Genomic DNA, 16,891 nt, shown 5'->3' with positions numbered 1-16,891 from the left:
TCTAAAACCAGTGGACTTTAGTATCTCATTTCAAAAACATTTTCACCCTTCAATAAAAAAACATGAAAAAAATAATTTTACTTTTTACTGTTTTGTTTTTTGCCTCAGCAGAATCCCAAAACGCTATCCAGTTTAACGGTACAAATGGCTACATTACTTTTGGTAACAACTCTAATTTAGGACTATCACAATTTTCGATAGAATGTTGGTTTAAGCGAACTGGCTCAGGAACAACTACGTCAACTGGTACAGGTGGCGTAACGGGTGTGCCGCTTGTGACAAAGGGAAGGGGTGAAGCAGATGGAAGCACGCTGGACATGAATTATTTTTTGGGTATCAGGCAATCTGATAGTACATTGGTTGCAGATTTCGAAGAAGGTTCGGGTGGAGGTTCTCCAGGATTAAATCATCCAATAATCGGTATAACAAAGTTATCAAGAAACGTGTGGTACCATGTAGCAGTTACGTATGATAATTCAACGTGGAAACTTTATTTAAATGGACAATTAGAATCTCAGGTTACAATTAATCAACCTGTACAGAATCTTAGCATTCAACATTCGGCAATTGGAAGTGCGCAAACTTCTAATGGAACAGCGCAAGGTTTTTTTCACGGGACAATTGATGAGGTTAGAATTTGGAACAACGCAAGAAATTTTTCGCAAATAATTTCAACCATAAACAGTGTAATTACTAGTACTGCAAGTGGTTTGGTGGCTCGATGGGGATTAGATGAAGGTTCTGGCACAACAGTTGGTAGTACCGCTGGAACAACCATTAATGGAACTATTGTAGGTTCAAATTGGTCTTGGGTAACCACACCAGCACCTTTTAATATCAATATTGCACCAAATACGCCAACGCTCGTCTCTCCAGTTAATCTTTCAACTTGCAATAATACTTCTTCCAAACTCACAGTGAGTGTTTCCGATCCCGAAGGTGATAGTTTGTGGATAAAGTTTTATGGAAGGAAAAAAAACAATTCAAATGATTTCTCAATTATTCCTTTGCCCGATACTCAATTTTACACGAGCGAAATAAACGGAGCAACCAACGTATCTTATAAATCGCAGATGAATTGGGTAACAGCCAAAAGAGATTCGCTAAATATTAAATTTATTTCTGGTCTTGGAGATTGTGTAGAGAATGGCGACAATGGGGGGAACGATGTTGAATGGAAACGGGCCGACACTGCAATGCGAATAGTTGAAACGAATACAACAATTATTTTTCCTGATGGAATTCCATATGGTTTGAACGTGGGAAATCACGATCAATCACCTGCCGGCAACCCGAACGGAACCACCACGTATTTTAATCAATATTTTGGAGTGAATCGTTTTAGTGGAAGAAACTATTGGGGAGGAAATTATGGGAGCAACGCTGATAATAACTACCAACTCTTTACAGCCGAAGGAATTGATTTCATTGTTATAAATCTTGAGTACGATCAGGCTGCTGATCCAGCAGTGCTTATTTGGGCAGCAGGTTTATTACAGACATACCCAACAAGAAAAGCAATTGTATCGAGTCATTGGTTACTAAACTTAAATGGAACATTCGGGGCGCAGGGCCAGGCAACATACAATGCACTGAAGGGCTATCCTAATTTCTTTTTAATGCTTTGTGGGCATGTTTCAGGTGAAGCAAAAAGGACAGAGGTTTTTAATGGAAATACGGTTCATTGTTTGTTAAGCGATTATCAATCAAGAGCAAACGGAGGGGATGGGTGGATTAGAATTGTAAAATTTAGACCTTCACTTGGGAAGATTAATGTTTACACATACTCACCCAAATTAAATCAATCTGAAACAGATGCTGATAGCCAGTTTATTTTAGATTACGATTTTGGACTACCTTATACACTGATTGATTCAGTGAAGGTTGCATCTGGGCAAAATGCTTTTATAAACTGGAACAATACATTAGGTGGAACTGACTATGAATGGTATGCTACAGCTAGTGATAATAACACTGCTTCTAAAAGCCAAACGTATAATTTTAAAACAAATGCTTATCAAACAAGGTTGCCTTTAGATACAATTTTATGTGGAGGTAATTTAATTGTAACGCCATTAAACGTTCCAACGTTATCTGTTTCTATGTTATGGATGAATGGTTCTAACAGTGCTAGCATAAGTGTAAACACGAGCACAATGGTAACGCTTCAAGTTACGGATAGCTTAAGTTGTATTTCAAGAGACACTATGAATGTAATTGTTACAACAACTCCGGGACAACCGGGAGTGATTAACGGAAATGTGAACCCTTGTATTGGTTCTGTCCAAAATTATAGCATAAGTTCGGTAAACGGAGCAACATCCTATTCTTGGGCACTTCAAAGCAGTTGGAGCGGAACATCGCAAAGTAATTCACTTAGTGCTACTGCAGGAACTGCGAGCGGGGCCATAACGATTTTCGCTATGAATGCGTGCGGAATTTCTCCATCCCGAAGTTTAAATATTACTGTGAATACTATTCCACCAAGTCCAGCTACGATAAGTGGCACAAATACTATTTGTCTAGGAACAGCACAAAGCGTATACAGTATCACACCTGTTACAGGAGCGTCAAGTTATTCTTGGACTTTACCCGTTGCATGGTCTGGGTCAAGCACAACAAATATAGTAACAGCTAATCCGTTTTCAGTTGGTGGATTATTAACAGTAGCCGCTAGCAACAGCTGTGGATTAAGTAGCACTCAAAGTCTCAGCATTACCATGCACCCATTACCGGTTGTGACAATTGTAAGTTCTTCTAGCGCAATTTGTCTTGGTGATGCGTTGCTTTTAACTGCCAGTGGTGCAAACACCTATACATGGAATACTTCAAATACATCCGCAACTATTTCTCCTAATCCTACAAGTACAACAAATTACACAGTGTCGGGAATAGATAATAATGGGTGTTCTAACTTGGCAGCAAGTACTGTAACTGTTCACGCCTTGCCGATTATTTCGATAAGCGGAAATACAACTATTTGTTTAGGAGATATTTTGCAATTACTTGCTTCGGGCGCCAATACTTATACATGGAATGGAACTGTTAACAATGTGGCACTGACTTTATCTCCCACAACCAGCGCTGCCTACACTGTGGTTGGAAAAGACGTTAATGGCTGTGAGGCTATTTCCACAGTAAATACAATCGTTAATCCTCTTCCCGTTGTTTTGATTAACGGTAACAATAACGTTTGTCTTGGGGCTAGTCTTAATTTAACTGCAAGCGGAGCCGTATCTTATACCTGGGCATCAATTGCAATCTCGAACAGTATTTCAGTTACGCCATTAGTAAACACCTCGTATACTGTAATAGCGACTGATATCAATGGTTGTCAAAATTCCGCGCTAAAAAACATTAGCATTAATCCACTTCCAACGATTACTCTTTCAGGAAACATGCTTCTTTGTTTTGGAGAAACAGCAACGATTGCTGCTAGCGGCGCTAGCACTTATTCTTGGAGTAATGGAATTATCAGTCCAAATTTAATTCTTAATCCAATAATTGGCTCTAACTATTCGGTAATTGGAACTGATTTAAATTCTTGTAAAAACTCTGCTCTTACAAGTTTTACGGTTAATCCATCACCAACAATAATTGCAACATCAAATCAAACTTTAATTTGTGCCGGCGAGAGCGCAACGCTATCAGTGTCGGGAGCAAGTAATTATTTATGGAATACGAGTGCTTCTACTTCATCTATTGTTGTGTCGCCTCTTCAAAGCACCCATTATAGCGTTACAGGAACTAATCCCAATAATTGTTCTGCTTCAACAAACATTGAGCAGAAAGTTAACGAATGTACCAGTATTGGAAAATTAATGTTAGAGAGTAATCTGCTTATTTATCCAAATCCAAATATTGGCTCATTTAACATTGAATTAAAAATGGAAGGGATTTTCACAGTGGAAATATTTAACTCACTAGGTCAACACATTCATTCGTCTGATCTACAAAAAGGGAATAATGGTATTAGTCTAAATGGAAACCAAGGAATTTATTTCTACGTTATTCTTAACGAGAATAAAGCTTTTGAAACAGGAAAAATAGTAATTGAATAGGAAGTTAAAAATTATAAGAGCTGCTGCTGCTTTATTTTTAATAATTGTAGCTCTGCCATTGTTGGTTGCATTTAAACAACAAAACTCCTCCAAAAGTTTGGAGGAGTTTTGTCGTACAAAAGTATCTGGGAGTATAAACGAAATTCTTATTCAACTTAAAAGTGCTAAAACAATTTTAGAAACTTCGAAGAGTATAAAATCAACTAAGCTTGTTAAGTCATATAGTAAAGCACGTAAGGCTTATAAAGAGATTGAATTTTTTATTGAGTATTATTCTGCATTTGACGCAAAATTCTTTATCAACGGACCACTAGTTCCAAAAATTGAATTAGAGATTAGCAGTGAACCTTTTCCTCCAAGGGGTTTTCAAGTGATAGAAGAAATTCTTTTTAGCGATGACAAGATTGATTCGGAAGGCTTAACTAAAGAGTACGATTTGCTTATTCAAAAGTTTGAGTTTCTAAAAGAGCATTATTCCACCATAAACATTGAAGAAAACAAACTGCACGATGCGTTACAACTACAAATTGTAAGAATAATGTGTCTTACACTGAACGGTTACGACTGTACAATTAATAAAGAAAGTATTAAAGAGAGTGCACATGCAATTGCGGGTATGGAGGCCATCATGTGTTTTTATAAAGAGAAAAGTACCTTAACCGAACCTGAGGAGAATGCATATAGCCGTCTTACGATGGCTTTTAAAGCTTGTAGAAAGGAGTTGCTAAAACATCCTGATTCTGACACTTTTGATAGGCTGAGATTTATGATTGACTTTCTAAATCCGCTTTATATTGAACTGCAAATTTTTCTTAAAGAGCTTCAGGTTAAAAAATCAGATTTGTCTTATGCAGTAAACTTTGAAGTGACCTCTTTTTTCGAAAATGAAAGCATTAACCGGCAATGTTTTTCGGTTTATGTTCACGATTCGACTGCATTAAAGGAACAAGCTGAATTAGGTCGCTTATTGTTTTATGACCCTGTTTTGTCTGGTAATAATAAACGGGCTTGCGCTTCTTGTCATAATAGTTCTATGGCATTTACGGATGCACAGGATAAAAGTTTGTCTTACAACGGTAGTGATAAACTGACAAGAAATGCGCCAACATTAATTAATGCCGCGTATCAGAAATTATTTTTTCACGACGGCAGACAATTTAATTTAGAAGAACAGGCGAATTCTGTGTTTAATAATGTTCATGAAATGAATACAAACGAAAAAGAAATTGTTCTCAAACTAAAGCAGAGTAGGGAATATAGAGAATTGTTTTCTAATGCTTATAAAAACACACAAGACTCATCAATTACGGCTTATTCAATTTTAAAATCTCTTTCAGAGTATATTAAAACGCTCGAATCAAGAAGCAGTAAATTTGATAAGTACTTGAGAGGAACTAAAACAGCATTAACTGTAGAAGAAAAAAACGGGTACAATTTATTCGCTGGAAAAGCTCTGTGTGGGTCTTGTCATTTTTTCCCTTTGTTTAATGGCACAGTGCCACCAATGTTTAACGATAATGAATTTGAAGTAATAGGCACTCCTGAAAGAGGCGACAATAAGAACATAGATCCTGACCGTGGTAGAAAGCACATTACAGGTTCTTCTATACATGAACACGCGTTTAAAACACCATCCTTGCGAAATATTGAATATACCGCGCCTTATATGCATAACGGTGTGTATGATAATTTAGATTCAGTTCTTGTATTTTATAATCGGGGTGGAGGAGTTGGGCTCGGTTTAAAAGTCGAAAATCAAACTTTACCTTTTGATTCCTTAGGCTTATCAAAAAAGGAATTGAACAACATTAAGTCCTTCCTGTTAACGCTCAGTGATACGGTTGGATTAACAGGTAAACCTAATAAACTCCCTAGGTTTGAAAATCAAAGATTAAATTCAAGAAAAATTGGTGGTGAGTACTAGTTTAGCGGAACGCAGGTTAACTGCGCACCATTTGTTATGATCAGATATTTTTTATTATCCTTAAATAAATTGCTAACCAGCGGTAAATTTGTAGCCTTGTATGTTTTGCTTCTTGATTTAATTTGATCGAATACAACTATTTCTTTTTTATCCTGACTTAAAGAATAAAACACAGAATGACTTTCGTCGCCATAATAATTGGTTTTCATTAAAGATAAGTCGTTTGTTTTTTCGAGAATTAAATTACCAGTGAAATTATACGCACGAAACATGTTATTCTTTGTCACAATCAAATCCATACTGTTATTGTCGTCCACTAGCGCATAGCTAATGCCGGCATTTTCTAGATCCACGTTTAGTTTCACAATTTCTTTTTTATCATCAAAAGATATTTTATTAATTAACCCGTTTTTATCATCCACATAAATTAAACGAGTTGAACTTAATGAGTTATTTGCATCAACATAAAAAGCTGAGGTGTTAACATTGGCTCTGTTTCTTAAACCTATGCGACCGGCTCCTCTGCGGCTAAACGTGTATATTTTACCTTCAACATCCAGAGCAACAAGATAATCACTTGTGCCAACTTTTACGTATTGTATCGGGAGATTTACTTCCGCGTCAGTTTCAACTGTGGCGAATTTGTCTTGTAAACTTCCGTTTATAGAATAATTATAAATGCGCTTGTTTTTGCAGGGAATAAAAACACGATAATCTTTATCGCCTACATAATCAAACAAACTTAATTCTGAAACTGTTTCAGCAGCTAATTTAACGGGGTAAGCCTCAACGTAATTACCATTCCGGTCGATTAAGTGTATTTGGCTTTTTGTATTAAAAAGTAATTGATATTTGTTATTCTTATAGGCATCTATTGTGTGAATCTGTGAAATTATTTTTTCATTTAATTTTTTCTTCCAAAGTATATTTCCTTTGGCGTTAATAAGGTAAAGAACATTGTTATCGTCTTGAACAACAATTTCATTTTCACCTGTAATATGGTTTACAAAGCCACTGGATTGCATTGAACAAGCATTATCAAGATTTAGAGTCCATAAAACATTTTGTTCTTTGTTGAGATTTTCAACTTCGTACATAAGATGAAAACGAAATTTAAACATGTTGTTGTGTTTGCCAACGGAAAATGAACTGTGCCTGAAATTAGCAAATGGATCTTCTTGGTTAGAGAGATTGAAATTAAAGAACGATGGAATATCTTTCTGGTTTTGATTCGGCGAACTGTAACTGAGATAATTAAAATAGTCGGGAAAGTTTTGATTGCTGTATGAGGCGAAGCTGGAATTTAAAATTGCAAAACGATTATTTCTAAGATCGTTTATTAATGAAAGGAGTTCGTCACTTTTATCTGCAAAGTAAATGTGAGAGCGAAATACCACCGCATAGTTTGTGCTATTGTATGACAATGGTATAAACAACTGCAAAGTTTTTTCTAAACTATCATTTATCCGATATATGAGTAGCGAGTCTTTTCGTAGAATGGAGTCACTCATGTATTTGAGGTTTTCAGAAGCTTTTAATGTATCGTTTACCTCAAAACAGATGAACTTGCTATTTGGCACCTGTGTTTCAAATTCTACCAAGTGATTAATCGTGTTGGCGTAAAATTCATCTTCCACATTGTAGAGTCCGTTTTCGTTGGCTCTCATCCAATAACGGATATGAACTCTAGTTAGGGGAAAACCAATTCTTAGTTCAGGGTACGAACTAAACCCAAAGGCTTTAAAATAACTTGTGTTTTGAGGAAGATTACTAAGAAGTTCTCTGCTTGGTTGAGGCTTTTGGTCAGCAAAGAGTGAGATCATTTCGTCTTCTTCTGGATTTACGTAGCCGTTAATTTTAATTTGTGATGGCTTAATTTCTATTGCACCTGCCGAGTAACCTTTTTTAAAAGTGCTGGTTAAATTTAGTTTTGAAGCCGCTGTGCTTTTAGAATACGGTTCGTGGTTTACATAGATAGCTAAGTTACTGTTTTCGGCAAGCGTGTTTTTAAATTGAACAAAATTTGGATTATTTACGAGTTTAGTACTTGTTTTATTTAGGGATTCAAGAATTAATTCTGTTCTATTGGAAAACGCAACAACCCCTTCGTTGAGTGAGAAATACATTGGCACTGAATTAATTTTGAAAGAATAAGTATTTTCTTTGTTTTTTGTTGCGTGAAAAATTTCGAGCAAGTATTTAGAAACAGATTCTTGTTCGCCCAGTTGTTGAATGTTTAAAACGGCTAGCCAAGCGTTTTTTTCTTGATAGGCAGCAAAATGTATGGTGTTGCCTTTTAATTGCTCTTGAAGTTCTTCGTTTGAATTGCTAAGAGAATCAAATGTGTTTATGAGGTTGCAAAAATCATTGACTTCCTTAAAGAGTTTCAATTTATCAGCAATTAAACTTTGTGAATTAATTTTTTTGTTGAGCTCAGTGAAGTCAGTTGTATTTAGATAAAACAGACAGTGATCCGGCAATAAAGTGATCGCTTCTAATTCTGGTTTCTTGTTATTTTTAAGATGGAAATACGCGTAAACGCCAATTCCCAGGGCAGCAAATACGAATATCCAGAACGTTAATGTTTTAAAGCGCGACACTACATAAAAGTATGGAATATAAGTTCACTCGGATATATTTTAAAGCTGACTTATTAAAAAGTGACTGTTGGTAGTTTGGATTCCTTTAAATTCAGTAATTGACGCTTAAACGTACTTTTATTTAAGGCGATCAATCGAACGTTAGATTCAGTTGCCCTGGGAGTAAAGTAAAACTCATTCTGTGCAGCTCGCAGGGGCCGTGTTCACGAATAGCTTTGCGGTGGAGTTTAGTTGCATAACCCATATTTTTTTCCCAAGAATATTGAGGATGTTTTTCTGCGGCAGCCTTCATAAAATCATCCCGGTACGTTTTAGCAAGAATACTTGCTGCGGCAATGCTCATGTATTTGGCGTCTCCACCAATGATACATTTGTGGACTAATTTTTTATAGGGATTAAAACGATTACCATCAATAAGCAAAAGTTCTGGCACAACGTTGAGTTGATCTATTGCACGATGCATTGCTAAAAAGGACGCGTTGAGAATATTTATTTTGTCAATTTCTAAATGTGTAACAACGCCAACGGCCCAGGAAAGAGCTTTTTCTTCAATCTCAGGGCGGAGTTCATAACGGTCTTTATCGCTCAACTTTTTGCTATCGTCGAGCCATTTGTTTCTGTATTTCTTGGGAAGAATAACTGCCGCTGCATACACTGGACCAGCAAGACAACCACGTCCAGCTTCGTCGCAGCCGGCTTCATTTAATTTTTTATCAAAATATGATTTTAGCATTGGTTAAAACCTTTGATTTACTATTAGTCAAAAATTTGGACAGATAGTTTAACTTTTAGGCATTAGTTTGTAAAAGTGGTATCGTTAGTTCAAAACCACTGAGTGGAACTAAGCGATTAATGCTCTCAAAGTACTTGTGATTCCTTCATAACTCGGCTCTTCACTCGCGTTTTCAAGTACTTCCTTATACTTTATTATACCGCCTGCATCAATTACGAATGCCGCGCGTTTAGTAACGCCTTTCATTCCAAAACCGAACAATTCATAAATACTTCCATAAGCTGTTGATACATCTTTATTAAAGTCGCTGAGTAAATCAAAATTAAGTTTTTGTTCTTCTTTAAATTTACCCAAGCTGTACAGAGAGTCGCCTGAGATACCAAATACAACGGCGTTCAAGCCATTATACATTGCATAATTATCTCGAATGCTACATAATTCTTTTGTACATGTGCTAGTAAAAGCTAGTGGAAAAAACAATAACACAACGTTTTTGCCTTTTTGTTCTGAGAGACCGATTTCTTTTTTAAATGTATTAAATAATTTAAAGTCTGGCGCTTTGCTGTTTAGTTCAGGATTCATATTAATATTTGTTAAGTTCTATATAAAACAAAAATACTGTAAAATGGTTTAAAAAGGAATGTATACTTTTGCAAATCTTAAAAAATAATTTAAAAATCAAATAAAAATTTATGTCAAGTTTAGTAGGTAAAAAAGCCCCGATTTTCAGATCTGGTGCAGTTATTAAAGGAGGAGAAATGGTACAAGACTTTTCTTTGGATCAGTTTTTAGGAAAAAAACACGTGGTGTTTTTCTTTTATCCAAAAGATTTTACGTTTGTATGCCCAACAGAATTACACGCGTTTCAAGAAAAATTAAAAGAGTTTGAAAGTCGTAATTGTGCGGTAGTTGCTTGTAGTACGGATACAGAAGAAAGCCATTGGGGTTGGTTGCAAATGGAAAAAAAAGCGGGCGGTATAAAAGGGGTTACCTATCCAATTGTTGCTGACACAACAAAAACCATTGCATTAAATTACGGAACTCTTTCAGGAGATTATGATGTGAACGAAGATGGCGACTTAATCGCTACAGGACCAATGATTGCTTTCCGTGGATTATTTTTAATCGATAAAGAAGGCGTTGTACGTCATCAGCTAATAAACGATCTTCCATTAGGTCGTAATGTAGAAGAAACCTTGCGTATGGTTGATGCATTGCAATTCTTTGAAGAAAACGGTGAGGTTTGCCCTGCAAACTGGACAAAAGGAAGCGAAGGCATGAAAGCTGATCACAAAGGTGTAGCTGAGTATTTTAGCAGTAACTAAAACAAAATATTTTAAACTTATAAAAGCCGGCGATAGTCGGCTTTTTTGTTTTTAGTGTTTAACGAGCTAAATAAAGTTCTATCTTTAATATAAATCTCCTGTAATTTAATCCCAAATAAAATGAAACAGTTTTTACTTTTATGTGCTCTTGCATCTTTTATTAAGCTTTCTTCCCAAAGTTTTACGAATGGTACAGTTTTTGATTACTCAGTCGGAGACACGATTGTTACTTACAAACAAAACAAAGATGCTTTTGGCAATGTAGGGCCACCCACAACTACTTATAGAGTTTATACAAATAAATATTATTCTGCGAATTTAGACACGGTTTTTTATCAGGCGCATGATGTGTATTCTACACCTCCACCAACACCTCCGTATTTCTCCCCATTCCCAATAAGTTCGGCTAATGTTTCATTTTTTGTTTCAAATCTTGGATCCTCTGCAATTAATTTTAGCTTGCCCTGGATTCATGGCTGCCAAACTATGATTGATACTAGTTACGTAAACATGTGTGGTATGAACGAACACTTTAAATATGCCAAAAATGATTCTAGTTGTTTTGAGCCTCCAACCATAGAGTATAAAATTGTGGAGGGTGTGGGTGTCTTTGAGAACACAATGTCGTGGAACGGCATTCCTTTTTCAGGTGGAACGAAAACAACACTGAATTGGTTTAGAAAAGGAAACAAGAGATGTGGATTTATGAATGCAATTCCTGTTGAGAATCCAACTGGCATAGAAGAATGGAACTCAAGTGTGGAAAAGCTTCAGATATATCCAAATCCTTCTAAAGGAATTTATAATATAAACACAAGTGATAAAGGCACAGTGTTTGTTATGAATGTTTTGGGTGAGGAAGTCTATACGGCACAAATTGAACGAGGGATAAGTGTTTTGAATCTCGAAAATCAAACGCCAGGCATTTATATTGTGAAATGCAAAAGTGGTGATAAGGTTTTTGTTGGAAGAGTAGTGAAAGAGTAAGAGGCTACCCCCCGGCTTTTTTTGCTTTATAGCCTTCTTTCAAAAGCAGTAAAATTAATTTATCACGGTGTTCGCCTTGAATTAGTATCTCTCTGTCTTTTACAGAACCTCCTACGCCACATTTTTGTTTTAGTAACCTACCTAAGATTTCAATGTCGCCTGTTTTACCAGTAAATCCTGTAACACGGCTTACCATTTTTCCACCGCCTAAACGGTCTAAATATACTTTTAACTGTTCTTTGTTGGGCTTAACACCAATTTCCTCTTCCTGCTCTTCTTCTTCGGGTTTAAAGTTTGGATTTGTTGAATAAACTAGTCCACCACCTTTTTTTTCTTTCTTGCTCATCGTTTAAATCTTATAAAAATAAATGGAATAAAAATTAAGAATACCATCACCGAAATCAAAAGCCATAGGTTGTGTATTTCTCGTTTTTTAACTGGAGATTGACCAATTATTTCGGGAAGATTAAAATCAAACTCTGCTTCACGCGCGCTTTGTTCTAGCATAACACTGTCTTTACTCTGTTGATATTTTCTTAACCAATAATAAGCTTGCTCGTAATTTTTTAGTTGAAAATAATATTCTGAATAACTATTAAAAGCAGTCTGTAAGGCTTCATAGTATTGGTAGTGCGTTCCAATGGCATAAGCAGTATCTAAATACTCAAGCGCCTTCTGGTTATCTTTCACTCGGATATAATTCGCAGCAAGATTTAAGTAACTGTCTGCAACCTCCAGATTATTTTCCATAAGGTTACGAATCTTTAATGCGTCTTCGTTGTAAGCAATTGATTTTTCGTAATTACCCTTATCATAAAAAACCTGCGCCATGTTGTTTAAACACAAGGATCGCATTTCGTAATCATTTAATTTTTCGGCTAATTTTAAAGCGTGCACATAATTTTCAAAAGCAGCTTCGTTTTGTTTAAGTGTTTGTTTTAGAACACCGAGATTTATTAGGCAGTCCGCAGCACGTTTTTCATCACCATTCTCTCTGTATATTGCAAGTGCTGCTAAATAAGAGTTTTCCGCACGTTCAAACAGTTGAAGATCGGTATAAATGTTTCCTAAATTGGTTTGACTTAAAGCTGCACCAAAATTATCCTTGACCTCAGTCCGAATACTTAACGCTTTTTGATGATAAGCAAGCGCTTTTGTGTAATCTCCTTTTTTGTAAAATAAAACACCAAGTAAATTATAACTTTTAGCGAGATGTTTTTTCGATCCTGAAATATGCGCGCGTTCTTCGCACAAATTTGCGTAATAAAACGCGAGTTTTGGATCGCTGTTACGTAAAGAAAAACCTTGTTTGTATAATTGATTTACTTTAACGGTGTCGTTTTTTAGCGCTAGAATCCTTGCTAGCACTGTATCGCTTTGTTGCGCAAGTGCCACATTAAAAGTTAGTAATAAAAAAATTGCAAAGCGCATGCTCTATTTTCATCAAATGTATAATTTTAAGCCTATATTTTAAAACAATGATTCACTATTCTTTTTACCAGAAAAATCCGGCTTCACATTATATTTACATTGACATGCTAGTTGATACTATCACTTCAGAAAAAATTCAGCTTCAGCTTCCCGCATGGAGACCCGGTCGTTACGAGCTTGGTAACTTTGCAAAAAATATAAAGCGTGTAGATATGTTTAATGAAAAAGGTGAAGTGATTAGCTATACCAAGTTAAACAAAGATCTGTGGGAAGTAGAAACAAAAAACTGTACTTCCATTAAAATTACTTACAGTTATTACGCCGCTGAATTAACCGCGGGTTCTTGTTTTGCAGATACCACTCAAATGTATGTTAATCCAGTGCATTGCTGTATGTATGTTGTGGGAAGGACCGAAGAAGAACACAAAATAGAACTAAAAATTCCAGAGAACTACAAAGTGGCATGTTCTCTCAAAAACGAAAATAATACCTTAACGGCAAAAGACTATGAAGAATTAGTAGACTCTCCTTTTATTGCTTCAGCTGGAATTATTACAGATGTGTATAAAATAAATGGAATTAATTTTTATCTCCATTTTAACGGAGAATGTAAACCGGACTTTACCACAATTAAAAAAGATTTTGAAGCCTTTACAAAAAAGGTGATCGCATTTTGGGGTGATTTTCCTTATGATGAATTTCATTTTTTGTTTCAAATTTTACCGGTGAAATTTTATCATGGAGTAGAGCATAAAAAAAACACGGTTATTGCTATTGGCCCTGGATACGCTGTCAACACAGGGGTTACTTACGAAAATATTTTAGGTGTAAGTTGTCATGAATTGTTTCATGTGTGGAATGTAAAAACAATTCGTCCCGCAGAAATGCAGCCATACAATTACACCAAAGAAAATTACACCCGTACTGGCTATGTTTATGAAGGATTTACGACCTATTATGGTGATAAATTATTATTAGCATCTGATGTTTTTAATGTACAACAGTATTTTGAAACTCTGCAAGAACGTTTGACAAAGCACTTCCATAATATTGGACGCTATAATTTAAGTGTGGCGCATAGCAGTTGGGAAACCTGGCTGGATGGCTATGTGCCGGGCGCTCCGTATCGCAAAACAAATATTTATGACGAAGGCAATTTAATTGCGTTTATGTTGGATGTAAAAATTATGCAAGCCACTGCGAATAAAAAAACCTTGCATGATGTATGTGTTCTTTTGTATGAACGTTATGGAAAAAAGGAAGTTGGTTATACGGAGCAAAACATTGTTGAATTAGTAAACGAAATCAGCGGAAAAGATTTTAGTGAGTTTTTCAAGGACTATGTATATACGCCAAGCGATTTTGAAACACCATTAAGAGAAGCTTTTGATTATTTAGGAATAGATTTTGAAAAACAAAACTCTAAGCTCGTGAACGAAAATAATTATGGCTTCAAAACGATAGATAACGGAAATTTCGCCCGTGTAAGTTTGGTTCATCCATACTCTCCGGCGTGGAAAGCAGGATTGTTTGCAGGGGATGAGATTATGTCAGTAGATAATATGATGCTTAAAACAAATTTGAATGATTGGTTAAATTATTTTAGTGAGAAAGATGTCGTTACACTCACAGTTAATTCCGGCGAACAATTAAAAACGCTTAGGATGCAAAACGACAAAAAAGGAACAACATGGTTTTTTCAACCAATTCTTAAATTAAAGGGCGAAAAACGGAACGAAAACTTTGATTTGTGGAAGGTGTTTTAACGTAAAGCCGATTTAACGACAATTTAACCACTTTTTTTATCTGATTTTGGTAGATAAGTTACTATAAATGAGGTTAATTGCTAAAATCTTCCTATCTTTGCGCCCTTAAAAATTTATTCATGTCCACAATTATTAGAAACATTGCTATTATTGCCCACGTTGACCACGGTAAAACTACCTTAGTTGATAAGATATTACACACTTGTAATTTATTTCGCGACAACCAAAAAACAGGAGAGTTAATTCTCGACAACAACGATTTAGAGCGTGAACGTGGTATTACCATTTTAGCTAAAAACGTTTCAGTACAATATAAAGGAACAAAGATTAACATCATTGACACTCCAGGTCACGCTGACTTTGGCGGTGAGGTTGAGCGTGTGATGAACATGGCTGACGGTGTTATTTTATTAGTGGATGCTTTTGAAGGGCCAATGCCTCAAACACGTTTTGTGTTACAAAAAGCAATTGAAGCTGGTAAAAAAGCTTTGTTGGTTATTAATAAAGTAGATAAACCGAATTGTCGTCCTGACGAAGTACATGATGGTGTATTTGATTTGTTCTTTAACCTAGGAGCAAATGAAGATCAATTAGATTTCCCTACTGTTTATGGTTCAAGTAAGCAAGGTTGGATGGGTCCGGATTGGAAAAATCCGACTACTGACATTACATATTTATTAGATACGATTTTGGAAAAAATTCCTACAGCGCCTGAACGTGAAGGAACTTTACAAATACAAATTACTTCTTTAGATTATTCAACTTTCATTGGTCGTATTGCAGTAGGACGTGTGTATCGTGGAATTATCAAAGAAAATATGCCAGTAAGCGTAGTAAAACGCGACGGCCGTGTTCAAAAATCACGAGTGAAAGATCTTTTTATCTTCGACGGTTTAGGTAAAATAAAAGTTACTGAAGTTCAAACAGGAGATATTTGTGCGTTTACAGGAATTGAAGGTTTTGAAATTGGTGATACCATTGCTGATTTTGATACACCAGAAGGAATGCCTTTAATGCACATTGATGAGCCAACAATGAGTATGTTGTTTACAATTAACAACTCTCCATTCTTTGGTAAAGACGGTAAATTTGTTACTTCTCGTCACTTACGTGATCGTTTATACAAGGAGCTTGAGAAAAATCTTGCTATGCGTATTGAAGAAACACCTTCACCTGATTCATATTTAGTGTTTGGTCGTGGTATTCTTCACTTATCTGTTTTAATAGAGACAATGCGTCGCGAAGGTTATGAATTACAATTAGGTCAACCACAAGTTATCATTAAAGAAATTGATGGAGTGAAGTGTGAACCTGTTGAGGTTCTGACAGTGGACGTTCCTGAAGAATCTTCTTCTAAAGTAATTGATTTAGTAAGTCAACGTAAAGGCGATATGCTAATCATGCAACCTAAAGGAGATTTAATTCACATGGAGTTTGAAATTCCTTCTCGTGGTATTATTGGTTTACGTAACAACGTATTAACTGCTACTGCTGGTGAAGCTATTATGGCACACCGTTTCAAAGCTTATGAGCCTTGGAAAGGAAATATTCCTAGCCGTATCGCTGGCGTTTTAATTAGCAAAGATAAAGGTAGTGCAGTAGCGTATTCTATTGATAAGTTGCAAGATCGTGGTAAATTCTTTATCGAAGCTGGTGAAGAAATTTATCCGGGTATGATTATTGGTGAGCACATTCGCCCTGATGATTTAGTAGTAAATGTTTGTACTGAAAAACAATTAACAAACATGCGTGCATCTGGTACTGATGAGAAAATGCGTATTGTTCCAAAAATAAAATTCAGTTTAGAAGAGTCGATGGAATATATTCAGCGTGATGAGTATGTTGAAATCACTCCAAACTTTATCCGTTTACGTAAAATTCATTTAGATGAAAATACACGTAAGCGTATGGGAAAACAGTTAGAGGCGCAGTAATAACGCTCTTGTGAAAGACACTAATTTCACTAAAATATAATTAGAGCCCTGATCGGAAGATCAGGGCTTTTTTATGTTTTTTTGGGTAGATTTAGCGCTTTTTTGGCCGATTTCTGACCGAAATCTATAA

General features: G+C 35.8%; 11 protein-coding genes. 6 read left to right on the top strand and 5 right to left on the bottom strand.

Features of this window, described 5'->3' with window-relative positions:
- The first annotated feature begins 62 nt into the window (after window positions 1–62).
- Together P2086_RS03075 and P2086_RS03070 are read left to right on the top strand one after the other, a co-directional pair.
- Window positions 63–4,061 (top strand): PKD-like domain-containing protein, encoded by a 3,999-nt coding sequence (locus tag P2086_RS03075; protein WP_317898967.1) that lies wholly within the window; start codon window positions 63–65, stop codon window positions 4,059–4,061.
- Window positions 4,054–5,985, top strand: a complete 1,932-nt coding sequence (locus P2086_RS03070; protein WP_317898966.1) for a cytochrome-c peroxidase — start codon at window positions 4,054–4,056, stop codon at window positions 5,983–5,985. The genes P2086_RS03075 and P2086_RS03070 overlap by 8 nt, the downstream gene beginning before the upstream one ends.
- Here P2086_RS03070 and P2086_RS03065 read toward each other — a convergent pair.
- From P2086_RS03065 to P2086_RS03055, 3 genes are all read right to left on the bottom strand, one after another.
- Window positions 5,982–8,585, bottom strand: a complete 2,604-nt coding sequence (locus tag P2086_RS03065) for a hypothetical protein (RefSeq protein WP_317898965.1) — start codon at window positions 8,583–8,585, stop codon at window positions 5,982–5,984. The two genes, P2086_RS03070 and P2086_RS03065, sit on opposite strands and share 4 nt — an antisense overlap.
- 130 nt (window positions 8,586–8,715) lie before the next feature.
- Complete coding sequence (gene rnhB / locus P2086_RS03060; protein WP_317898964.1) at window positions 8,716–9,318, bottom strand: ribonuclease HII; 603 nt, start codon at window positions 9,316–9,318, stop codon at window positions 8,716–8,718.
- Between the two features lie 108 nt (window positions 9,319–9,426).
- A complete protein-coding gene (locus P2086_RS03055; protein WP_317898963.1) occupies window positions 9,427–9,900 on the bottom strand; it encodes a redoxin domain-containing protein in 474 nt (157 codons plus the stop codon).
- A gap of 110 nt (window positions 9,901–10,010) precedes the next feature.
- Between P2086_RS03055 and P2086_RS03050 the strand changes: the two genes are divergently transcribed.
- Window positions 10,011–10,643 (top strand): peroxiredoxin, encoded by a 633-nt coding sequence (locus P2086_RS03050; RefSeq protein ID WP_317898962.1) that lies wholly within the window; start codon window positions 10,011–10,013, stop codon window positions 10,641–10,643.
- Between the two features lie 120 nt (window positions 10,644–10,763).
- Window positions 10,764–11,630: a T9SS type A sorting domain-containing protein gene (locus P2086_RS03045; RefSeq protein ID WP_317898961.1), complete on the top strand. Its 867-nt coding sequence runs from the start codon at window positions 10,764–10,766 to the stop codon at window positions 11,628–11,630.
- Window positions 11,631–11,634: 4 nt separating this feature from the next.
- Here P2086_RS03045 and P2086_RS03040 read toward each other — a convergent pair whose 3' ends face one another.
- On the bottom strand, window positions 11,635–11,976 hold the full coding sequence (locus tag P2086_RS03040; protein ID WP_317898960.1) for a translation initiation factor: 342 nt from the start codon (window positions 11,974–11,976) through the stop codon (window positions 11,635–11,637).
- On the bottom strand, window positions 11,973–13,061 hold the full coding sequence (locus tag P2086_RS03035; protein WP_317898959.1) for a tetratricopeptide repeat protein: 1,089 nt from the start codon (window positions 13,059–13,061) through the stop codon (window positions 11,973–11,975). Before P2086_RS03035 ends, P2086_RS03040 begins: the two co-directional genes overlap by 4 nt.
- Before the next feature lie 47 nt (window positions 13,062–13,108).
- Here P2086_RS03035 and P2086_RS03030 point away from each other — a divergent pair, with 47 nt between their 5' ends.
- Both P2086_RS03030 and typA read left to right on the top strand, forming a co-directional pair.
- Window positions 13,109–14,827, top strand: a complete 1,719-nt coding sequence (locus tag P2086_RS03030; protein ID WP_317898958.1) for a M61 family metallopeptidase — start codon at window positions 13,109–13,111, stop codon at window positions 14,825–14,827.
- A 119-nt stretch (window positions 14,828–14,946) separates the two neighbouring features.
- Window positions 14,947–16,761: a translational GTPase TypA gene (typA, locus tag P2086_RS03025; RefSeq protein WP_317898957.1), complete on the top strand. Its 1,815-nt coding sequence runs from the start codon at window positions 14,947–14,949 to the stop codon at window positions 16,759–16,761.
- Window positions 16,762–16,891: the final 130 nt, after the last annotated feature.

The organism is Aurantibacillus circumpalustris, from assembly GCF_029625215.1.
Classification (GTDB): domain Bacteria; phylum Bacteroidota; class Bacteroidia; order B-17B0; family Aurantibacillaceae; genus Aurantibacillus; species Aurantibacillus circumpalustris.
Note: the sequence above shows the minus strand (reverse complement) of the source record. Positions and strands in the feature narration are given on the sequence as shown.